Raw genomic sequence first — 20695 nt, forward strand, 5'->3', positions numbered from 1 at the left:
GACTCCGATTAAACCGGCTTAATGCCAGCGCCCAGCAAGGCGTTCTCGAATTTATCGAGGAAGATTTCCAGCTCTGCGTTGGTGATCAGCAGAGACGGCAGCAGGCGCAGTACGCAACCGTTACGACCGCCGCGCTCCAGAATCAAGCCAGCTTCAAAGCATTTTTTCTGCAGCAGAGCAGAAAGTTCGCCATCCGCCGGGTAGCAACCCATGTGATCCTGCGCTTCATTCGGTTTAACGATTTCCAGGCCGATCATCAGGCCCAGACCGCGAACCTGGCCAATCACCGGGTAACGTTTTTGCAGGTCAGCCAGTTTACCTTTCAGCCACTCGCCCTGGGCGGCAACTTTATCAGCAATCTTCTCTTCTTTGAGGATCTTGAGCGTTGTCAGGCCGGTTGCCATCGCCAGTTGGTTACCACGGAACGTCCCCGTGTGGTGGCCAGGAGCCCAGGCATCGAACTGTTTTTTGATGCCGAGCACCGCCAGCGGCAATCCACCACCAACAGCTTTAGACATGACGATGATATCCGGCTCAATACCGGCGTGTTCGAAGGCGAACAACTTACCGGTGCGCGCAAAGCCTGCCTGAACTTCGTCGATAATCAACAGAATGCCGTGTTCCTCGGTCACTTTGCGGATGCGCTGCAACCACTCAACCGGAGCCGGGTTAACACCGCCCTCGCCCTGTACGGCTTCGAGGATAACGGCAGCCGGTTTACGAACACCGCTTTCAACGTCGTTGATCAGGTTTTCGAAATAGTACGTTAATGCTTTAACGCCAGCTTCGCCGCCGATACCCAGCGGGCAACGGTACTGATGCGGATAAGGCATAAACTGCACTTCCGGCATCATATTGGATACGGCTTCTTTCGGCGACAGGTTACCAGTGACGGAGAGCGCGCCGTGGGTCATCCCATGATAGCCACCGGAGAAACTAATGATGCCTGAACGGCCTGTCACTTTTTTCGCCAGTTTCAGTGCTGCTTCTACCGCATCGGCGCCTGACGGGCCGGTGAATTGAAGGCAATACTCTTTGCCCTGACCTGGCAATAAAGAGAGTAAATAAGATGAAAATTCATCTTTTAAAGGCGTGGTAAGGTCAAGCGTATGTAACGGTAAGCCGCTGCTGATGACACTTTGAATACTTTCAAGCACGTCGGGATGATTATGACCCAGCGCCAGGGTACCTGCGCCTGCCAGACAATCAAGATACTGATTATTCTCGACATCAGTGATCCAAACGCCCTGCGCTTTGGCAATCGCCAGCGGCAGTTTACGCGGATAGCTTCTGACGTTAGATTCAAACTCAGCCTGTCTTGCTAAAAAGGTATCATTGCTTTGTGGTAATGAATTAGCACTTAAAGTATCAATACGGACTTTATCCGTCATCATATCACTCCCACAACCTCGGGTATTATTAACGCCGGGTTGAATAAAAGGTTAAGGGGATTGCCTGTAAAAAAACGCGGCTAATATATGTTGTTTTAAGGAAGGACTCAATCATTTATTTTCGTGCGACTTTTTATGGGATTTTTCACCCTAATATCAGTGACTAAGCAAATCCTTACCCCCACTCCCGTCTTAAGTTTTGTTACTCTTTTACCCAATCAGTTACCAACGGTCAAAGTGCATACAAGCTGATGAAATCCATCGTTTTGGCATGGATTTATCCTAACTTTACAGTTTTTTACTATTAATAACCCCTGCGCAAAGGCCATAAGACATTCATTTACACTGGATTAATAAGAAACATAATAAAAACATCGATCCATAAAGACAAATCACTTACTATGGCGCGCTTATTTGCACTTCACGTAAATAAAGAACTAATGCGCATCACACCGATAACGCGTAAGAGGCAATACATGTTATCGACAACAGGATGTTTTTCCTGGGTTGTCATCAGAAATGTTCGCGGGCGGACATTTCGTAAGGCGAAGCTGCTTCCCTTATGCCGAGAATGAAAATTTTCTAGCCATCTTTGTATGGCGCCCTGATATGAGATTGTTATGACACGCATTTATCCACAATTCGTCGTTGCCAAATTTGGCGGTACCAGCGTTGCTGATTTTGACGCGATGAATCGCAGTGCCACTATTGTCCTTGCAGATGATCATGTTCGTCTGGTCGTTTTATCTGCCTCCGCCGGTGTTACAAATCTGTTAGTCGAACTTTCTGAAGGGCTGGAAAGTTGTGACCGTATGGATAAAATCGATACCCTACGCACTATCCAGTACAACATCATTTCCCGTCTGCAGCGGCCCTCCGTTATCAGTAAGGAAATTGATCATCTCCTTGAAAATATTGCTCACCTTGCCGAAATAGCCTACTCAACGCCTTGCTCGTCATTGAGCGATGAACTTGTCAGCCACGGTGAGCTTATGTCGAGTCTGCTGTTCACCGAAGTGCTGCGCGAACGCGGTGCAGAAGCGCAATGGTTCGACGCGCGCAAAGTTATTCGCACTAACAGCGATTACGGTTGCGCCGAGCCTATTGTCAGCCAGGTGGCTGAGCAGGCGGAAATCCATCTGCGCCCGCGCATTGAACAGGCGATTGCCATCACGCAGGGCTTTATTGGCAGCGATGATGCGGGTCATACGACGACGCTTGGCCGCGGCGGCAGCGACTACACCGCGTCTCTTCTTGGCGAAGCATTGCAGGCTGCGCGTGTAGATATCTGGACTGACGTCGCAGGCATCTACACCACTGACCCGCGTATCGTGAACCAGGCTCAGCGCATCGACCACATCTCGTTTTCTGAAGCCAGCGATATGGCCGCCTTTGGCGCCAAAGTGCTCCATCCGGCAACGCTTTTACCGGCGATGCGAAAAAATATTCCGGTATTTGTCGGCTCCAGTAAGAACACGGCAGCAGGCGGCACGCTGGTGCGTCGGGAAACAGAAAACCCGCCACGCTATCGCGCCATTGCCGTTCGCCGTAAGCAAACTCTGCTGAGACTGCACAGCCTACACGAACAGCCCGCCTACGCATTCTTTGCCGAAATGTTTGCCATTCTGGCCAACCATGAGGTTGCGGTGGATCTGCTTACCACTTCCGAGAATAGCGTTGCACTGGCGCTCGACTCCACGGGGTCGACGTCCGGGGAAGACCACACGCTGACCACTTCGCTGCTGACGGCACTCTCCTCTCACTGTCGGGTTGAAATTGAAACCGGTCTGGCCCTTGTTACGCTGATTGGCAACCAACTTCACCAGGAAACAGGCGTATGCCGGGACGCATTTAGCGGCCTTGCCGATCATGCAGTGCGCATGATTTGCCATGGCGCTTCAGATAATCATCTGAGCGTCTTGTTACCGGGGGAATCCGCCGATAGCGCCGTCATTGAACTGCACCGCAGGCTGTTTGAGTAAGACGCATTGGGGCGCTAACGCGCCCCTGTTCATTGCTGAAGCAGCAAGTTTCTTGTAACCTTCCCCGCTTCCAGGTCGCACTTCACTACCGGACGCCTCATGACAACTCACCGCTCCAACGATCCTTTACACGGCGTTACGCTCGAGATGCAGATAAATGCTCTTGTTGCCCGCTATGGTTGGGAACAACTGGCTAAACGGGTCAACATTAACTGCTTCAAAAAAGATCCCAGTGTGAAATCCAGTCTCAAATTTTTGCGACGCACCCCGTGGGCTCGCGCAGAAGTTGAAGCGCTTTATCTCGATTCACTGGAAGATAACACCGCTCCCGAACCCACGTTTAACCCGTGGTTGCAGGGACGTGACGATAAGATCTGATTCCCTTCCCCCGCAAATCGTAAGAGAATATCGCCACTCAAGGGACTAGTAGAAAACAGGCGTTTATGATCATCTCTTTGCGGGGCGTCTCCCCGGTCACTCAGGTTAAAAAAATTGGCACCCTGGTTGCCGCCGCTTTACTTGTTGTCAGTTGCTCTTCTAAACCGCCGAGTTCGCTGGTTACACCCTCTGGCAATCAATCACAGCCTTCGGTGAAGTCACCACAAAACAGTGAACCGATGCGCGGCGTTTGGCTGGCGACGGTCTCTCGCCTCGACTGGCCTCCGGTTAACACCGTGAATATCAGTAGCCCGGCCATTCGTATTAATAAACAGAAAGAAGCGCTCACCGCCAAGCTGGACAATCTTAAACAGCTCGGTATTAACACCGTGTTTTTCCAGGTCAAGCCAGACGGAACTGCCCTATGGCCATCAAAAATTTTGCCCTGGTCCGATACGTTAACCGGCAAAATTGGCGAAAACCCCGGTTACGACCCCCTGCAGTTTATGCTGGATGAAGCGCATAAGCGCGGCATGAAAGTCCACGCGTGGTTCAACCCCTATCGGGTGACGACAAATACCAAACCCTCGACGGTGGCGGAGCTTAATCGCACATTGTCGCAGCAGCCGGCCAGTATCTTTGTTTTGCATCGTGACTGGATCCGCACCTCCAGCGACCGTTTTGTGCTCGACCCCGGTATTCCTGAAGTCCGTGACTGGATAACCAGCATTGTGGCGGAAGTGGTGACAAACTATCCCGTTGATGGCGTGCAATTTGATGATTATTTCTATACGGAAACCCCCGGTTCTGCGCTGAATGATAACCAGACATGGCGCACATACGGGCAGCAATATGCCTCGAAAGCGGACTGGCGTCGTCACAATACGCAGAGCCTGATTGAGCAGGTTTCACACACCATTAAGCAACTGAAACCTGGCGTTGAGTTCGGCGTAAGCCCGGCGGGCGTCTGGCGTAACCGCTCTCACGATCCGTTAGGCTCAGATACGCGCGGGGCGGCGGCTTATGATGAGTCCTTTGCCGATACACGCCAGTGGGTGAAACTGGGTCTGCTGGATTACATCGCCCCGCAGCTATACTGGCCGTTCGCCCGGGATGCAGCCCGTTATGATGTGCTGGCTAAATGGTGGGCAGACGTCGTTAAACCCACCAATACGCGGCTATACATCGGGGTGGCGCTTTACAAAGTCGGAGAACCCTCCAGGAAAGAGCCCGACTGGGCGATTAATGGCGGTGTGCCGGAACTGAGCAAACAGATCGATTTAAACGAATCGATTCCCGGTATCAACGGCACCATCCTGTTCCGGGAAGATAATCTTAATCAGCCACAAACGCGTCAGGCCGTGAACTACCTCAAAACTCGCTGGGGACACTAATGCACGGAATCGATAACCCTCTGCTATGCTTACCCTGACATTCTTTACTGGAGAAAGGATATGGGACTGTTTAACTTCGTGAAAGAAGCTGGTGAAAAACTGTGGGATAAGCTGACGGATACGCATCAGGATCAGGGTGAAAAAGTGATGGAGCACCTGAAGAAACTTAACATTCCTGGCGCGGATAAGGTTCAGGTCACCGTGGTCGATGGCAAAGCCAGCGTCACTGGCGATGGCTTAACCCAGGAACAGAAAGAGAAAATCCAGGTGGCGATCGGTAACGTCGCGGGCGTCAGTGAAGTTGAGAATAACATTAAGGCGGCGGATACTTCCGATGAAGCGACGTACTACACTGTGAAATCCGGTGATACGCTGAGCGCCATTTCAAAGTCGGTTTATGGCGATGCCAATAAGTATAACGCCATTTTTGAAGCCAACCGCCCTATGCTCTCCCACCCGGATAAAATCTATCCTGGCCAAACTTTACGTATTCCTAAAATCTGATACCCCCCGCTTACCGGGAGAGCTACCCGGTAAGCCTCCTCTCTCGTTGTATTCACAAGCGAAATATCGTATAAAACCTCCTGTCCGAGGGGTGTCCAGAATGGGCTGAGATGGCGTAAGCCGAACCCTTAGAACCTGATCTGGGTCATGCCAGCGAAGGGACGGGTTAGCCATTTTTCTGTACAGCCATTCCTGTTCTTCCCTCATTGCGCCCGGATCTCCACTCATTACTGGAGGTCCCATGTCTTTATCGATGTTTGAAAGCGGTCTTTACGGACGCCTTCGCCAGCAGGCAGGTAGCCACTGGCGCGGTTATGTCGCCCATGATTTTGTGCAGCAACTTGGCGCGGGCACTCTGCCTGAGCCTGCGTTCCGCCGTTATCTGACCCAGGATTATCTGTTTTTAATTCATTTCGCTCGTGCCTATGCTTTGCTGGTGAGTAAGCTGCAAACGCCTGCACAGATGCGTGCCGCAAGCGCATCGTTGAACGCCATTCTGAATGAACTTCCCCTGCATCTCAGTTACTGCCAGCAATGGGGATTATCGGAATCGGATATCATCCAGGTCGAAGAGGCCGCAGAGACCATCAATTACACTCGCTATGTACTGGATGTCGGCCATTCCGGCGATGTGCTGGATCTGCTTACCGTCCTGATGCCCTGCGTTGCGGGCTATGCCGAAATCGGTCTGCGCCTTCTGAATGACCCCGCGACAGTTTTCGAGGGCAACCCTTACGGCCCGTGGATCCGCAACTACGGTGATGAAAGCTATCTTGCCGGTGTTCAGTCATCACTGACCCTGTTCGAAACCCTGGCGCAGCAACGCGGCGGCGACAGCCGTTTCGCCGAACTGACTACGCTTTTTACCACCGCAACCCGACTGGAAGGCGCATTCTGGCAGATGGGGCTGGATGCCAAATCATGATGGATGTGAATACATCACCGGCCATCAGAGTGGCTGATTTAACGTTACGCTATGGGGCTAAAACGGTATTTGAAAAGCTCAATATCGACATTCCGGCGGGACGTTTTGTCTCTTTATTGGGCGCGAGCGGTGCGGGAAAAACCAGTCTGCTGCGTATCGTCGCCGGGCTGCTGTCCCCTACGTCAGGCACAGTAACGGATGACAAAGGTCGCCCACTAAGCGGGCGGATCGCCTGGATGGGGCAACGCGATTTGCTCTATCCGTGGCTGACGATTGAACAGAATGTGTGTCTCGGTTCACGTCTGCGCGGCGAAAAAGCTGACCGTGAGCGTGCGCAATATCTGCTGGAGCGCGTGGGGCTGAGCGGCTGCGGCGCATCACTCCCTGAAACGCTTTCTGGCGGGATGCGCCAGCGCGCCGCGATTGCACGAACCCTCTACGAGCAACAACCCATCGTGCTGATGGATGAACCCTTTTCAGCGCTGGATGCCATTACCCGGGCAACCATTCAGACAATGGCCGCAGAACTTCTGGCCGATCGTACCGTGCTACTGATTACGCACGATCCTGCGGAAGCATGTCGCCTCAGCCATAAGATCCTTGTGCTATCGCAACATCCGGGTGGAATTGATGATACGAACTCGCCCGACGGATCTCCGCCACGCCAGATTGATGACCCTGCGGTCATCCAGAGTCAGAGTGCCCTGATGAGATTGTTAACCAGGAGCACACAATGAGCGTTCTTTCACGTATCTGGCGCGGGTTAACCCTGTTTATTGGGCTAATCGGTTTGTGGTGGCTGGCGACGCTGGGAGATATTCCTGCTTTTCTGCTCCCGTCCCCCGTCGCGGTGATCCAGGCGCTTCACGATAACGCCCGCTATCTGGGGTGGCACACGCTGATTACTCTTTCTGAAATCGCCAGCGGTTTGGTCATCGGCGTGCTGCTGGGGGCGATACTGGCGCTCTGTATGGTCTTTTCTCCCCGCCTTCAGCGCTGGGTTATGCCAGTGGTGTTAACCAGTCAGGCGATCCCTGTCTTTGCCCTCGCCCCTTTACTGGTGCTGTGGTTTGGCTTCGGGATGAGCGCCAAAGTGACGATGGCGGTATTAATTATCTTCTTCCCGGTGACATCCGCGCTGTTCGATGGCCTGCGGCGGGTTAGCGGTGATTATCTGGATCTTGCCCGTACCCTGGGAGCCTCGCGTTGGGCGTTGCTACGCCATGTTCAACTGATGGCCGCCCTTCCTGCTTTCGGCTCCGGGCTGCGCATGGCCGCTGCCGTCGCCCCCATCGGCGCCATTATTGGTGAATGGGTCGGCTCGGCTGAAGGGCTTGGCTATGTGATGCTAAATGCCAATGCGCGTATGCAAAGCGATATCTGTTTCGCCGCCTTATTAATATTGATTCTGCTGACCATCTCCCTGTGGATGGCCATTGATACCCTGCTTCGCCGCCTGATTTACTGGGTGCCGGATAACCATTGAGAAACGACAAATGACGAAAAACAGGATTAAACCCGCTCTTGCTGTCCTGCTGGCCAGCAACCTTGTTACACAGAATGCATGGGCGCTGGAAAAAGTTTCGCTGGTGCTGGACTGGTATATCAATCCGGATCATGCCCCTATTATGGTGGCACAGCAGATTGGCGCGTTTAAAGACGAGGGGCTGGAAGTGACGATTATTCCCCCGTCAGACCCTGCACTCCCCCCACGACTGGTGGCGGCAAAGCAGGCCGATCTGGCTATCACCTATCAGCCGCAACTGCATTTCTTTGCCGATCAGGGTTTACCGCTGATGCGCGTGGGGGCACTGATCAATACGCCGCTGAACACGGTGATAGCGCTGGATAAAAACATCAAATCACCGGCGGATTTAAAAGGCAAAAGCGTGGGATATTCGGTAAGCGGCATTGAGCAAGCAACGCTTGATACCATGCTGAAACATGTCAATACCCCCGCAGAGGCCGTCAAACTGATCAACGTCAATTTCCAGCTTACCAGTGCCCTGCTGACCGGAAAAGTGGATGCGGTGATTGGAGGTTATCGCAATATCGAAGCGCTTGAAATCAAGCTACAGGGGAAAGATCCTGTGGTCTTTAACGTCGAGGATTATGGCGTTCCTGCCTACGATGAGCTGATTCTGGTGGCACATAAAGAGGCCATAAATGAACCGAAGATTAAAAAATTCCTCGCCGCGCTGAAAAAAGGCAGTGATTACCTGCACGCACATCCGCAGGAAAGCTGGAATACCTTTGCCAGTGAGCACCCGGAGCTGAACACCGAACTAAATCGGCAAGCCTGGATGAAAACGTTGCCACTGTTTACCCAGAACCCGGCAAAGCTTGATAAAGCACGCTACGCGCACTACGAGCAGTTCTTATTTGATAACAAGCTGATTAAAAAAATAACCCCGGTTGAGCAATATGCCACCGGGGTTACTGAGTAAGTTATCTTTTGTCGGATGGCGCAATTTACCGCCATCCGGCAATCATTTACAGCGCCATGTCGTGCTGCGCTGAGGCTTCGGGTTGTTTCGCCTCTTGCGTGACGTTGTCACTTGCAGGCGTCGTCATTTGAATCACTGGCGGTTTAACCAGTTGCAGCGTTGCCGCTGTATCATCCCAGACCTGCTGGGTCAGCGCGCTATTACCGTTCAGTTTCTGGCCGTAGCTTGGGACAATGGCGTGAATCTTTTGCTGCCACTGTTCTGAGTTAAACTGCGCCGGGAACATCTTCTTGATCACGTTCAGCGTGATCGGCGCGGCGGTAGATGCGCCAGGAGAAGCCCCGAGCAATGCGGAGATAGTGCGTTGCTCATCCAATACCACTTCAGTACCCAGCTTCAGTACGCCGCCTTTATCAGCATCTTTTTTGATGATCTGTACACGCTGGCCGGCCTGAATCAGTTTCCAGTCCTCTTTGCGCGCCTGCGGATAATACTCTTTCAGCGCCGCAAAGCGGTCATCATCACTGAGCATCACCTGGCTTATCAGATATTTCACCAGATCAAAATTATCCAGCCCGACGTGTGTCATCGGCATCACGTTACTGGTAGTTGTAGTGCTCAACAGATCGAAGAACGAGCCATTTTTCAGGAATTTGGTGGAGAACGTTGCAAACGGCCCGAACAGCACCACGCGTTTACCATCAATAAAACGCGCATCGATGTGCGGTACGGACATCGGCGGTGCGCCTACCGAGGCCTGGCCATACACTTTCTGCAAATGCTCTTTGGTGATCGCCGGGTTTTCCGTCATCAGGAAAGAGCCGCCGACCGGGAAACCCGCATAATTATCAGCTTCAGCAATGCCGGTTTTTTGCAGCAATTTCAGCGCCCCGCCGCCAGCACCGATAAAGACATATTTTGCGTCAATCGCATGTTCTTTACCGCTATTCACGTCTTTGATGGTTACATGCCAGGAGTTATCACCATTGCGTTTAAACTCAGTAACTTCAGATGACGTTTGCAAAGAGAAATTCGGGCTTTTTTTCAGGCTACCGATAAGTTGACGGGTAATTTCGCCATAGTTCACATCAGTACCGGCTGGCGTCCAGGTGGCCGCCACTTTCTGCTGTGGGTCACGCCCTTTCATCACCAGTGGAGCCCACTGCTGAATCTGTTGATGATCGGTGGAGAATTTCATCCCCTGGAACAGGGTCGTTTTTTGCAGCGCATCGTAACGTTTCTGCAAATAATTAACGTTGGTATCGCCCCAGACAAAACTCATATGCGGCGTGGAATTAATGAATGAGTGAGGTTCGCGTAAAACACCTCGTTTTACCTGCGCCGTCCAGAACTGACGAGAGATCATGAACTGCTCATTAATATCCAGCGCTTTACTCACGTCGATGGAGCCATCTGCGCGCTCAGGCGTGTAGTTCAGCTCCATATTCGCGGAGTGGCCGGTTCCGGCGTTATTCCATCCATTAGAGGATTCCAGCGCGACACCGTCGAGTTTCTCGACCATCACCTGTTTCCAGTCAGGTTGAAGTTCCTGAAGCCAGGTTCCCAGAGACGCGCTCATAATACCGCCGCCAATCAACAGGAAATCAGTTTTTTGAGGGTTATCAGAATTAGCCCAGGTTGCTGAACTAACAAACAGCGCTACAGAGGTGAGTGAGATAATTGTCTTTTTGAATGCAGGCATAATAGTAATATCACATAGCATTGATGAAACATGGACTATTATAGTAATGCATTTTTACTGTATTTTAAAATATTCACAACATTTTTAGCACTAAATATATTTAATTACTTTATTAAGTTATTTAATTAAATAAATAAACAACACTCATTGTCTGGTATTTACACGCGTTGATTTCAGCTATGCTGTAAAAAGGTTCCATTATCAGAGTGTTAGCCATGACAAAATCGGTAATGCAGTTCCCCGGGAGTTTGCTTTCTGATAACGCGCATATTGTTGCCTCCTGGGATATTGAGCAAGGCAAAACCTACGGCCAGGTGATGCCGCTGCATCACCCGTCAGTGCTCAATGCCGCGCTATCGCCGATTCAGGTCAGCTATACCGAGGGGATGCGGCTCAACCTGATTAATGCCATGGGAGTCACCATCGGCGATTCCATTGTTGGCCTGAACGTCTGCCATTATCTGAAGTATGTCTGTCCGGAAATACACATCAATCTGCTACGCCCGGAAACACCTCTCCCCGCCGTCGATGCAATCTATCACCTTGCCCGACGAACTGGAGTGATTGATACCTTCAGTTGCCTGCCCTGGCCATTGGCCTACGGCGGCGACTACGATGTCAATATTGATATGGGGAATCAGCTCTATCGCGATAGCTTTCAGAGCATGGAAATGCATGATTATTTTTACCATAGCGTGGGGCTTGCCCCCCAAAGTGTCCCGGACAAGTTCAAACAAAATTGCTGGCTGCAACGGCATTTCAGCAAAAGTGACCGTTCACCGTATATTCTTTTTTGCCCTGGTGCCAGTACACCACTAAGAGCAATACCGGACGTTTGGCACCGGCGTATTATCACCGGGCTACAGGAGCGCTACGCATTACCCGTCCTGGGATTTAGCCCTATTACCCTGCCCGGCTATCAGAATATCAGCCAGCAGGTAACCACGACGGATGCCTATATAAATGTCATTCGTCAGGCAGATTTTGTCTATACGGCGGACTCATCTGCCCTGCATATTGCGGCAGGTTTTGCCATCCCTACTCATGCCATTTTCACGTCAATCGATCCGGCCCTGCGTGTCCGTTACTACCCACAAGTCACCTGGTCGCTTCCGGGTTCAATTGAGCCGGATGGCGCACATGCTTCAGCCGATAGCCAACGACTGGCGCAGCTACATCAGCACTATGCGGATTTCTATCAACGGGGAATTATGTGAGTGATACCCCCGCCCGTCGGGCGAGGGAGAGAGGAAAGTGATTACCAGCTAAAGTCCCGAACCAGCGATAGATCCCAGGCGGTAGCAAACAGTGAAATAAAGATGATTAGATTCACCGCGGTTTCGATTCTTTTTTCCATTTTGATTCTCCTTATGCCGGTTACAACTATCTAACACGGAAAACCTTAATGATTTCTTAATGCTGCCACCAGTATCAAACGAACGCAGCAGAATGTGAATACGAGTATGCCAATAAAAAACGGTGACGTCCCCCTCTTTTACCTTTCGACGCTAGGTAAGCTGATAATGTTTGTCGGCGGTAAGTCGGGCCGGGATATTCGTCTCATCATTCATCTGTAACAGTTCTATCTCGATAGCGTTGCAGATAGCATCCAGCGGTAAATCGTTATTTTCCATGCCAAAGGGCTCTTCCAGTTCTTCCGCAAGGGTATCAAGCGCAATGAAGGTGTAGGAGATCAGTACTGATACAAAAGGCGTCATATAGTGAAGGTCAACGACCAACGCAAACGGGAGCATAATGCAGAACAGGTATACGGTGCGATGCAGGATCAGTGAGTACGCGAAAGGTACCGGTGTATTGGCGATGCGCTCACACCCGGCCAGCACGGAAGACATGTCATTCAGCCGATTGTTCAGGCTGTGGAACAAAATATCGGAAAGCTTACCTTCACGACGGCGTACTGCCAGCCACTCGCCCATCATTAACAAAATGCGGTTAGCCGGTGTCTGAACCGCAAGCACCTGCGCCAACTGCTGTTCATCCAGATAGCGAGCAAGCACGTCTTGTGGCGGCTGTCGACGCAACTGCAAGCGTAAACTGTGCGCAAACGCGATTTGCAGCCGGGTAAATTCAGCAATGTGCGGCTCATCATGCAGTGTGTTCTTCACTTCGCGCAGGAGCGAGCGTGAGGCAATCATCAATTGCCCCCACAGTAAACGCGCCTCGACATAACGTGCATAACAGGCGTTATTACGAAACCCGAGAAAAATAGCGATAGCGACGCCGAGAATACTGAATGGGGCGACGGTCAGTTTAATACCAAGCGTGGTGTACCAGGGCAGGATCATGATCACCACAATAGAGAGCAGGAAGTTAAGCAGTAACCGTGAGGATATTTTTGGAAGTACCGAGCCATGCCAGACGAGAATACGGGGCAACCAGTGTTGATGAGGACGCGCGATCATAAATTTATCAGCCAGGTTAAAAACTTGTTTATTAAACGTGATTGTCGTCACACATTCAAGCGATTTACCCCACTCCAGGGTATACTGTTACGCCCGTCCACCACTGCTCAGCACACCGTGGCAGGTTGTTTCATTTGCGATTAATAATATACAACAAATGTATGTTGTAACTAATTAGACTTATAAATAAACCCGGCAAGCGCCGGGCCTTTTCTACACTACATAGAATGAGAGCAATCTTAGCAGAGCGGCTGAACCGCTTTACGCATCCCCTGCAACAGAATGGCATCCAGGTCGAGAGAAACCTGTTCTACCAGTCCTGAAATCTGGGTCAAATCCTGCTCCCAGTGTTCGCTGACGGAAAGTACTGCTTTTACCAGCTCGCTGGTGCTGATTTGCTGGTCACGGTGCTGTGCCCACAGTTGCTGATAACGTTCAATCCAGTGCGCATCATCCTGAACCGGGTATGTTTCACCGTCGCGCTCGGCCCGGTAGAAAGCAATCAACGCAGCCAGTGCAAACGTCAGACGCGCAGGCAATTTACCGGTCGCCTTCTGCCCTGCCAGCAGTTGCGGCAAAATACGGGTACGGAATTTGGTCATCCCGTTCAGGGCAATAGAAAGCAATTGATGTTTGATATACGGGTTACGGAAACGGCTCGTGACGGCGCTGGCAAAGGACTCCAGCTCATCACGCGGTAAATCCAGCACCGGGATAATCTCTTCGTAGATAGCCTTCTCCACAAACGCGCACACTTCTGCGTCATTCATCGCCTCACCAACTGTATCAAGCCCGGCCTGATACGCAACCGGCACCAGCGCAGTGTGGGCACCGTTGAGGATCGCAACTTTACGTTCTTTATACGGTTTGATGTCATCAACAATCAGGACGTTCAGTGGTAATTTGTCGAGACGCAGTTCACCGGCGAGCGATTTTGGCCCCTGGATCACAAACAGATAGAAGTGCTCTGCGGTATCCAGGAAACCATCTTTGTAACCAAGCCCGGCTTCAATCTCCGCGGCTTCGTCGCGAGGATACCCCGTCACGATACGGTCAACCAGCGTGGAGCAGAACGTGTTGGATTCATTCAACCAGGTAACAAATTCCACCGGCAGCGCCCACTCCTGTGCGTAACGCAGCACCAGTTCATGCAGGGCATCACCGTTATAATCAATCAGTTCGCACGGAATAATCACCCAGCCTTTATCTGCCGCGCCATTGAAGTGCGTATAGCGTTCAAACAGCAGGCGCGTCAGCTTGGCGGGATAGCTTACGGCTGGCGCATCATCAAATTTATCACCCGCGTGGTAGCTTATCCCGGCTTCGGTGGTATTAGAGAAGACAAAACGCATGTCCGGGTTGTGTGCCAGTTTCAGGAAAGCGTCGTAATCGGTATAGGCGCTGATTTCACGGTTAACGGAGCGAATCAGACGCGCATCGCTCACCGCTTCACCCTGCTCATTCAGGCCACGAATAATAGTGGTATACAAACCATCCTGAGTGCTGAGTGACGGCGGGAAATCACTGGCAATCGGGCGAACAATCACCACCCCGGCATTGAGATCGGTGTGCTCGTTCAGCAGGTCGATCTGCCAGTCAACGAATGCGCGCAGGAAGTTACCTTCGCCAAACTGAATGATACGTTCAGGGTATTGCGCTCCGGGAAAGTCCTGGCGGTTCAGAGTCTTCACAATCGTTTCCTTCTAATTAGTCATACAACCTGGTTGAATTGGTGTAATAACTTACCAGATTTTTCGACAATGAAACCCTGTTTTGATCAAAATGTGGAGACTAATTCCTGAATCAGAGGAGTTTGTAGAATACGCTGGTTGCCGTGAGTTCTCCCCCGGGCAACAGAGCATAGCGCGGGATTTCCCCCGCCTTTTGCCAACCGTTATGTTGGTAAAATGTCTCCGCCCCACTCCCGGTTGCGGTGTCGAGCACCAGTACATTTTTGCCTGCTTCCCGCGCAATGTTCTCCAGTTGCATCATGAGTGCGCGTCCAACACCATCACGACGAGCCGCTTCATGAACCAATAGCTTAGCGACATCAGCCCGGTGTGGCTGGTTTTCGGGTTGATCGGTGATGAGCTGGACTGTGCCCACAATTTTATGCTGCTCATTTTCAGCGACCAGGACAATACGTTCGCTTGCGGCCACGCTTGAAGCGGTGCGTTGCCAAAAGGCAATGGCGCTGTCCCGGCTCAGGGGCGACATAAAGCTGACCGATGCCCCGCCTTCGACGCAATTGATCAGAACATCGCTGAGTGCAAAGATATGCGAAAGAATATCGTCACATGATAACGTGCGCAGAATAAGAGAGTGCCCCATGAAATTCTCCATTATGAATTTCATATCACTATCACTGGTGGCGCGTAACAGCACAAGTTATGCCGTCATCGCATTTACTTATGTCAGGGATTATTCATCTGGATAACCAGCCAGTGATGGATAACGCTAACGATATAGCGCTGTTGGGCATCATCCAGCGTCGTTCCGGCGGGGATGTTATGCCATTTTGCCAGGCAGCCGCGACAGCAGGTAGCCGTCGCATGTTGAGCGATAAACACCGGATGCCCGCGCATCGGCGTCTGTTTACCATCGTTTTTAGGTAAAGCAGGCGCCAGACGGGTGGCGATAAAATCCGCCGCATGGCGGTCGATGACTTCCGGGCCCTTGTCATAGCAATACTGCCGCTCTTTTACGCCCAGTTTAAAACGGCTGCGAAACGGCGAACGCGCCAGGCGCTCAAACAGATTATCGAGTGGAACCATTAGTACACTGAACGTCCTATCTTTTGCGTTAATCTTTCCAGAACGGCGACACCCGCCAGGGAGTTACCGGCTTCATCCAGTTCCGGGCTCCAGACAGCAATAGCCATCTCATGCGGGACGATTGCCACCACACCGCCACCAACGCCGGATTTTGCAGGAAGCCCCACACGCCACGCAAATTCACCGGCATTCTGATACATTCCGCTGGTCGCCATTAGCGCGTTAACCTGACGCGCCTGCATCGGTGAAATAATCGGGTGATGAATATGCGGCGCTCGCCCCTGATTGGCCAGAAACAGAAATGCCCGCGCTAACTCGTTACAACTCATCTTCAATGCGCAATAGTGGAAATAGTTTTGCAGTACCGTTGCCACATCATTATGAAAATTGCCGAACGACTTCATCAGCCAGGCAATCGCCGCGTTGCGGGCAGAATGCTCAAACTCCGAACGCGCGACAACCGGGTCGTAGGCAATATCCTGAATGCCGCACAACTGGCGAACAATCTCCAGCATGCGCATACGCGGCGCGCTAAGCCTTCCCTGCAGCATATCGCAGACAACCAGCGCTCCGGCGTTAATAAACGGATTGCGAGGTTTTCCCTGTTCGATTTCCAGTTGTAACAATGAGTTGAAGGGCTGACCGGAGGGATCTTTACCCACGCGTAGCCAGATTTCCTCTTCCGGATAGTGGTTCATCGCCACCACCAGACTGAGCACTTTTGAAATGGATTGAATGGAGAAACGTTCGTCGGCATCACCTGCCGAGAAGTGATGACCATCTACCGTACTTATGGCAATCGCCAGCTTATTACCGCTTACCTGAGCCAGTGCCGGAATGTAATCCGCCACCTTACCTTGCCCAATCAGCGGCCTGACGTCAGTTAAAATCGACGCCAGCATGTCATTATCGATGACCGTAGTCACTTACTACTCCTTGCCCGCAGGCTATTTCCGGCCTGCAAGTATAACAGAGCATGATGGATGAAACATAAGAAAGCCCGCACGAAGCGGGCTGAGGAAAATTGGGTGCGTTGTGGATATGCCCGACACAGAAAGAGTGGCGGGGAACGCTCCCCGCTGGTGCTCTTACACGGATCGGCACGCTGTGAAAACAGCAATCTCTGTTTGGCCAGTTCGGATGTGAACCTCACAGAGATCTTTTCTCATGACCAGCACCGCCACATTGGCGGAAACACAGATAATGATCAGGGCCAGTAGCATCCCTTTGTACTGTTTCATCGCGCTCTTTTCCTTGACCTTACGGTCTGTAAGAGGCACTCTACATGTGCTGACATATAGGGGGCCTCGGGTTGATTGAAAAATCACTCGGGGCTTTTCTCTATCTGCCATTCTGCAAATGCCTGAGACAGATAGCCTCAAGCACCCACAATCATCTTACGCCGCACCTTCCCTGTTTACGCATTGATAAATAAATCGTTTTCGGAATTATCGACGGTCTTTCCACACCGTTTGTACGTTGCAGAACTCATGCAAACCAAAATGCGACAGTTCTCGACCAAATCCGCTTTTCTTCACACCGCCAAAGGCAACGCGCGCGTCACTGGCGCTGTAACCGTTGATAAATACCCCGCCGCATTCGAGCTGTTCGGCAAAGCGCTGAGCCTGGGCATCATCTGCGGTAAAGACGGTTGCTGACAGGCCAAATTCGCTGTCGTTTGCCAGTTCAAGGGCATGATCCGCATCACGTGCTACGGCGATCGCCGCAACCGGGCCGAACATCTCCTGACGAAACGCTGTCATTTGCGCAGTAACATTGCCCAGTACGGTTGGTGCATAGAAGTTTCCGTCCCCTGCCATTTTTTCACCACCAAGCAGCAGTGTCGCGCCTTCGGCAAGCGTCGCTTCCACTTGCTGATGAAGTTCATCGCGCAGATCGAATCTCGCCATTGGCCCCAGATAGTTCTGCTCATCCAGAGGATCGCCCATCTCCAGTTGTTCCGTTGCGGCGACAAACTTGCGCGTAAAAGCATCTGCGACACCCGCCTCAACGATAAAGCGTTTCGCCGCCGCGCAAACTTGCCCGGTATTCTGATAACGCCCGATAACCGCCGCCTGCACCGCAGTATCGAGATCCGCATCGTTCAGCACAATAAAGGGATCGGATCCCCCCAGTTCAAGCACGCATTTTTTCAGCGCCGCGCCTGCTTGTGCGCCAATAGCACGACCCGCGCGCACGCTTCCCGTTACCGTAACCGCAGCGATACGCGGATCGTTAATCGCCTGGGTAACGCCATCATTTGTGGCATTAACCCAACCAAAAACGCCCTCGGGAAGACCGGCTTGCGCAAAAATCTTGCCGATCAGTGCCGCACTGCCCATTACATTAGGCGCATGCTTCAGCAAATAGCTATTCCCCGCAAGCAGGATAGGCACCGCCCCACGCAGAACCTGCCACAGCGGGAAGTTCCACGGCATAATTGCCAGAATCGGCCCCAGAGGACGATACTCAATAACCGCTTTTTGTTCTTCCACCAGCGTCGCTTCGGTGCGTAGCATCGCGGGGCCGTGTTCCGCATACCAGTCACACAGGTTAGCCGATTTCGCCACTTCTCCCCGCGCCTGGGCAATGGGTTTACCCATCTCGCGGGAGATCATTTGCGCCATCTCTTCGCCGCGCTGACGCAGGACATTCCCTACAGAACGCAGTGCGTCCGCACGCGCAGCGACGGGGGTATTGCGCCACTGGCGGTATCCAGCCTCAGCGAGGGTTATCGCATTATCGACCTGCGCCGTTGTCGCCCAGGGCAGCGCTGAAAGGGTTTCGCCATTAGCCGGGTTGATGGAAATCGCGTGAGTTGCAGGTGAAGTCATTCTCTTCTCTCTTATCCGGTGATGTGATGCTGACATCCTGGCCCCTTGTTGTCTTTCTGGAAAGTGAATAATATTGAGCCAACCATTCACGAATCGAGAATACTATGGATCTGACGCAGCTTGAGATGTTTAACGCCGTCGCGCAAACCGGCAGTATTACCCAGGCGGCGCAAATAGTGCACCGCGTTCCGTCCAATCTCACCACCCGGATTCGTCAACTGGAAGCAGACCTTGGCGTGGAGCTATTCATCCGCGAAAGCCAGCGGCTGCGGCTTTCGCCCGCCGGACACAGTTTTCTGCGCTACAGCCAGCAGATCCTCGCACTGGTCGATGAAGCAAGAATGGTCGTTGCTGGTGATGAACCGCAGGGGCTGTTTTCCCTGGGCGCGCTGGAAAGCACCGCCGCAGTGCGGATCCCGGAAACGCTGGCTCGTTATAACCAGCGTTACCCGAAAATCCAGTTCGACCTGGCCACCGGCCCTTCCGGCACCATGATTGACGGGGTAATGGAGGGAACGCTGAGTGCCGCATTCGTTGACGGCCCGGTCATGCACCCCGGTCTGGAAGGGATGCCGGTCTACCAGGAGGAGATGATGATTGTCGCAGCCAGCGGCCACCCTCAGATTACCCGCGCCAGCGAGGTTAACGGCACCAGTATTTATGCCTTCCGGGCTAACTGTTCTTATCGCCGTCATTTTGAGAGCTGGTTTCAGGCTGACCATGCCACGCCGGGCAGGATCCATGAAATGGAGTCATACCATGGAATGCTCGCCTGTGTCATCGCGGGAGCAGGCTTAGCGTTAATGCCGCGCAGTATGCTGGAAAGTATGCCTGGGCATCATCAGGTCGAAGCCTGGCCGCTCGGTGAAAAGTGGCGCTGGCTGACGACATGGTTGGTCTGGCGGCGAGGCGCAAAGAGCCGACAACTGGAGGCATTTATAGCCTTGCTGGATGAAACGGTCGCTTAATCCGCAATAGGCGGAACCTTACGTGATCCGCATTCTGGCGCTCTGTGCCGGAGCTGTAGTTATCTTCCCAATGTAACCTCAGGCAAAAAAAGCGTTCCTTTCAAATAAAGGGACGCTTTACCGCCCATCAGCACCCGACTCCCCTGCCACTCGCAGCGTACATCGCCACCGCGTGCGGAAACCTGACGCGCCAGCATCTGCGTTTTACCGAGCTTTTCTCCCCAATAAGGAATGAGCATCGTATGCGAAGACCCTGTGACAGGATCTTCCCACACCGCTTCGCCCGGAGAGAAAAAGCGGCTGACAAAATCATATTCACCATCACCGCGTGCGGTAATCGCCACTTTATGTTCACCGGGGATCATTGCGCTGATGTTCGGCGTCACCGCTTCAACCTGCTGACGGTTTTTGAGCTCAATCACCCAGGCCCGGCCTTTGCGCGCGCTCACATAATCGGTAATGCCTAATGCCTGAAGCATCCCGGCGGGCGGCGTTGCGGGTTGCGTTTCACCGACGGGAAAATCAAGCGTCAGCCATTCACCATCACGGGTTACGGTAAGCTGACCGGATGCGGTTTCAAAACGCACTATGCGTTCCGGATAATTAAGCTGCTGGAAAATCACATACGCTGTCGCAAGAGTTGCATGCCCGCAGAGATTCACTTCCTGACGCGTCGTAAACCAGCGCAGTTCAAAACCGCTCGGATGCTGAACCACAAACGCGGTTTCCGATTGGTTATGCTGCTGTGCCATCTTCAGCAACAGCGGGTCTGGCAACCAGTTTTCCAGCACACATACTGCAGCCGCATTCCCTTCAAAGGGGCGTTCGCTGAACGCATCCACCAGATAAATATCGATTTCCCGCATTCTTCTCTCCCGTCGTGTTGAAAACATAAAATGACATGTTTCTATTGAGAGAACAGATAGCAAAACGAGATCTAAATCACAAATTTATTGTCAGGCAACCGATAATA

General features: G+C 52.2%; 20 protein-coding genes and 1 riboswitch. Of the genes, 10 read left to right on the top strand and 10 right to left on the bottom strand.

Annotated elements, in window-relative coordinates:
• Positions 1–8: 8 nt before the first annotated feature.
• The gene (locus VSR74_RS02470; RefSeq protein ID WP_347793228.1) at positions 9–1394 is read right to left on the bottom strand and encodes a diaminobutyrate--2-oxoglutarate transaminase; all 1386 of its coding nucleotides are present in this window, start codon (positions 1392–1394) and stop codon (positions 9–11) included.
• Positions 1395–2011: 617 nt separating this feature from the next.
• Between VSR74_RS02470 and lysC the strand changes: the two genes are divergently transcribed.
• The 8 genes from lysC (at position 2012) to VSR74_RS02510 (ending at position 9021) form a co-directional block, all read left to right on the top strand.
• On the top strand, positions 2012–3373 hold the full coding sequence (lysC, locus tag VSR74_RS02475) for a lysine-sensitive aspartokinase 3 (protein ID WP_347793229.1): 1362 nt from the start codon (positions 2012–2014) through the stop codon (positions 3371–3373).
• A 99-nt stretch (positions 3374–3472) separates the two neighbouring features.
• The gene (locus VSR74_RS02480) at positions 3473–3751 is read left to right on the top strand and encodes a VF530 family protein (protein WP_347793230.1); all 279 of its coding nucleotides are present in this window, start codon (positions 3473–3475) and stop codon (positions 3749–3751) included.
• 65 nt (positions 3752–3816) lie between these two features.
• Entirely contained in the window at positions 3817–5145 is a 1329-nt protein-coding gene (locus tag VSR74_RS02485) for a glycoside hydrolase family 10 protein (RefSeq protein WP_347793231.1), read from the top strand.
• A gap of 60 nt (positions 5146–5205) precedes the next feature.
• Positions 5206–5649 carry a peptidoglycan-binding protein LysM gene (gene lysM / locus VSR74_RS02490; protein ID WP_347793232.1) on the top strand — a complete coding sequence of 148 codons (444 nt, stop codon included), beginning with the start codon at positions 5206–5208 and terminating at the stop codon, positions 5647–5649.
• A 77-nt stretch (positions 5650–5726) separates the two neighbouring features.
• A riboswitch (TPP riboswitch) is annotated at positions 5727–5828 on the top strand.
• Positions 5829–5890: 62 nt separating this feature from the next.
• Complete coding sequence (gene tenA / locus VSR74_RS02495; RefSeq protein ID WP_347793233.1) at positions 5891–6574, top strand: thiaminase II; 684 nt, start codon at positions 5891–5893, stop codon at positions 6572–6574.
• Positions 6571–7311 carry an ABC transporter ATP-binding protein gene (locus tag VSR74_RS02500; RefSeq protein WP_347793234.1) on the top strand — a complete coding sequence of 247 codons (741 nt, stop codon included), beginning with the start codon at positions 6571–6573 and terminating at the stop codon, positions 7309–7311. The genes tenA and VSR74_RS02500 overlap by 4 nt, the downstream gene beginning before the upstream one ends.
• On the top strand, positions 7308–8060 hold the full coding sequence (locus VSR74_RS02505) for an ABC transporter permease (RefSeq protein WP_347793235.1): 753 nt from the start codon (positions 7308–7310) through the stop codon (positions 8058–8060). The genes VSR74_RS02500 and VSR74_RS02505 overlap by 4 nt, the downstream gene beginning before the upstream one ends.
• 10 nt (positions 8061–8070) lie before the next feature.
• The gene (locus tag VSR74_RS02510; protein WP_347793236.1) at positions 8071–9021 is read left to right on the top strand and encodes an ABC transporter substrate-binding protein; all 951 of its coding nucleotides are present in this window, start codon (positions 8071–8073) and stop codon (positions 9019–9021) included.
• 46 nt (positions 9022–9067) lie between these two features.
• Here the strand turns inward: VSR74_RS02510 and mqo are convergent, their stop codons facing one another.
• Positions 9068–10723, bottom strand: coding sequence for a malate dehydrogenase (quinone) (mqo, locus tag VSR74_RS02515; protein ID WP_347793237.1), 1656 nt, complete (start codon positions 10721–10723; stop codon positions 9068–9070).
• Between the two features lie 215 nt (positions 10724–10938).
• Between mqo and VSR74_RS02520 the strand changes: the two genes are divergently transcribed.
• Entirely contained in the window at positions 10939–11940 is a 1002-nt protein-coding gene (locus VSR74_RS02520; protein ID WP_347793238.1) for a glycosyltransferase family protein, read from the top strand.
• Between the two features lie 291 nt (positions 11941–12231).
• On the opposite strand, the gene VSR74_RS02525 is transcribed toward VSR74_RS02520, so the two are convergent.
• The 7 genes from VSR74_RS02525 to sad form a co-directional block, all read right to left on the bottom strand.
• Complete coding sequence (locus VSR74_RS02525; RefSeq protein WP_347793239.1) at positions 12232–13146, bottom strand: bestrophin family protein; 915 nt, start codon at positions 13144–13146, stop codon at positions 12232–12234.
• Positions 13147–13385: 239 nt separating this feature from the next.
• Complete coding sequence (locus VSR74_RS02530; protein ID WP_347793240.1) at positions 13386–14837, bottom strand: tagaturonate reductase; 1452 nt, start codon at positions 14835–14837, stop codon at positions 13386–13388.
• A gap of 112 nt (positions 14838–14949) precedes the next feature.
• A complete protein-coding gene (locus tag VSR74_RS02535) occupies positions 14950–15477 on the bottom strand; it encodes a GNAT family N-acetyltransferase (protein ID WP_347793241.1) in 528 nt (175 codons plus the stop codon).
• Positions 15478–15560: 83 nt separating this feature from the next.
• The gene (locus VSR74_RS02540) at positions 15561–15920 is read right to left on the bottom strand and encodes a DUF4186 domain-containing protein (RefSeq protein WP_347793242.1); all 360 of its coding nucleotides are present in this window, start codon (positions 15918–15920) and stop codon (positions 15561–15563) included.
• Positions 15920–16846: a glutaminase B gene (gene glsB, locus VSR74_RS02545; protein WP_347793243.1), complete on the bottom strand. Its 927-nt coding sequence runs from the start codon at positions 16844–16846 to the stop codon at positions 15920–15922. The genes VSR74_RS02540 and glsB overlap by 1 nt, the downstream gene beginning before the upstream one ends.
• Positions 16847–17008: 162 nt before the next feature.
• Positions 17009–17161 (bottom strand): Hok/Gef family protein, encoded by a 153-nt coding sequence (locus VSR74_RS02550; RefSeq protein ID WP_347793244.1) that lies wholly within the window; start codon positions 17159–17161, stop codon positions 17009–17011.
• 207 nt (positions 17162–17368) lie between these two features.
• The gene (gene sad / locus VSR74_RS02555; protein WP_347793245.1) at positions 17369–18754 is read right to left on the bottom strand and encodes a succinate-semialdehyde dehydrogenase; all 1386 of its coding nucleotides are present in this window, start codon (positions 18752–18754) and stop codon (positions 17369–17371) included.
• Positions 18755–18858: 104 nt separating this feature from the next.
• On the opposite strand from sad, the gene ptrR reads away from it, so the two are divergent.
• Positions 18859–19722 (top strand): putrescine utilization regulator PtrR, encoded by an 864-nt coding sequence (ptrR, locus tag VSR74_RS02560; RefSeq protein WP_347793246.1) that lies wholly within the window; start codon positions 18859–18861, stop codon positions 19720–19722.
• Between the two features lie 59 nt (positions 19723–19781).
• On the opposite strand, the gene VSR74_RS02565 is transcribed toward ptrR, so the two are convergent.
• Positions 19782–20588: a PhzF family phenazine biosynthesis protein gene (locus VSR74_RS02565; RefSeq protein WP_347793247.1), complete on the bottom strand. Its 807-nt coding sequence runs from the start codon at positions 20586–20588 to the stop codon at positions 19782–19784.
• Positions 20589–20695: the final 107 nt, after the last annotated feature.

Origin of the sequence: Pseudocitrobacter cyperus (assembly GCF_039889165.1) — a bacterium.
GTDB classification, from domain to species: Bacteria; Pseudomonadota; Gammaproteobacteria; order Enterobacterales; family Enterobacteriaceae; genus Pseudocitrobacter; species Pseudocitrobacter cyperus.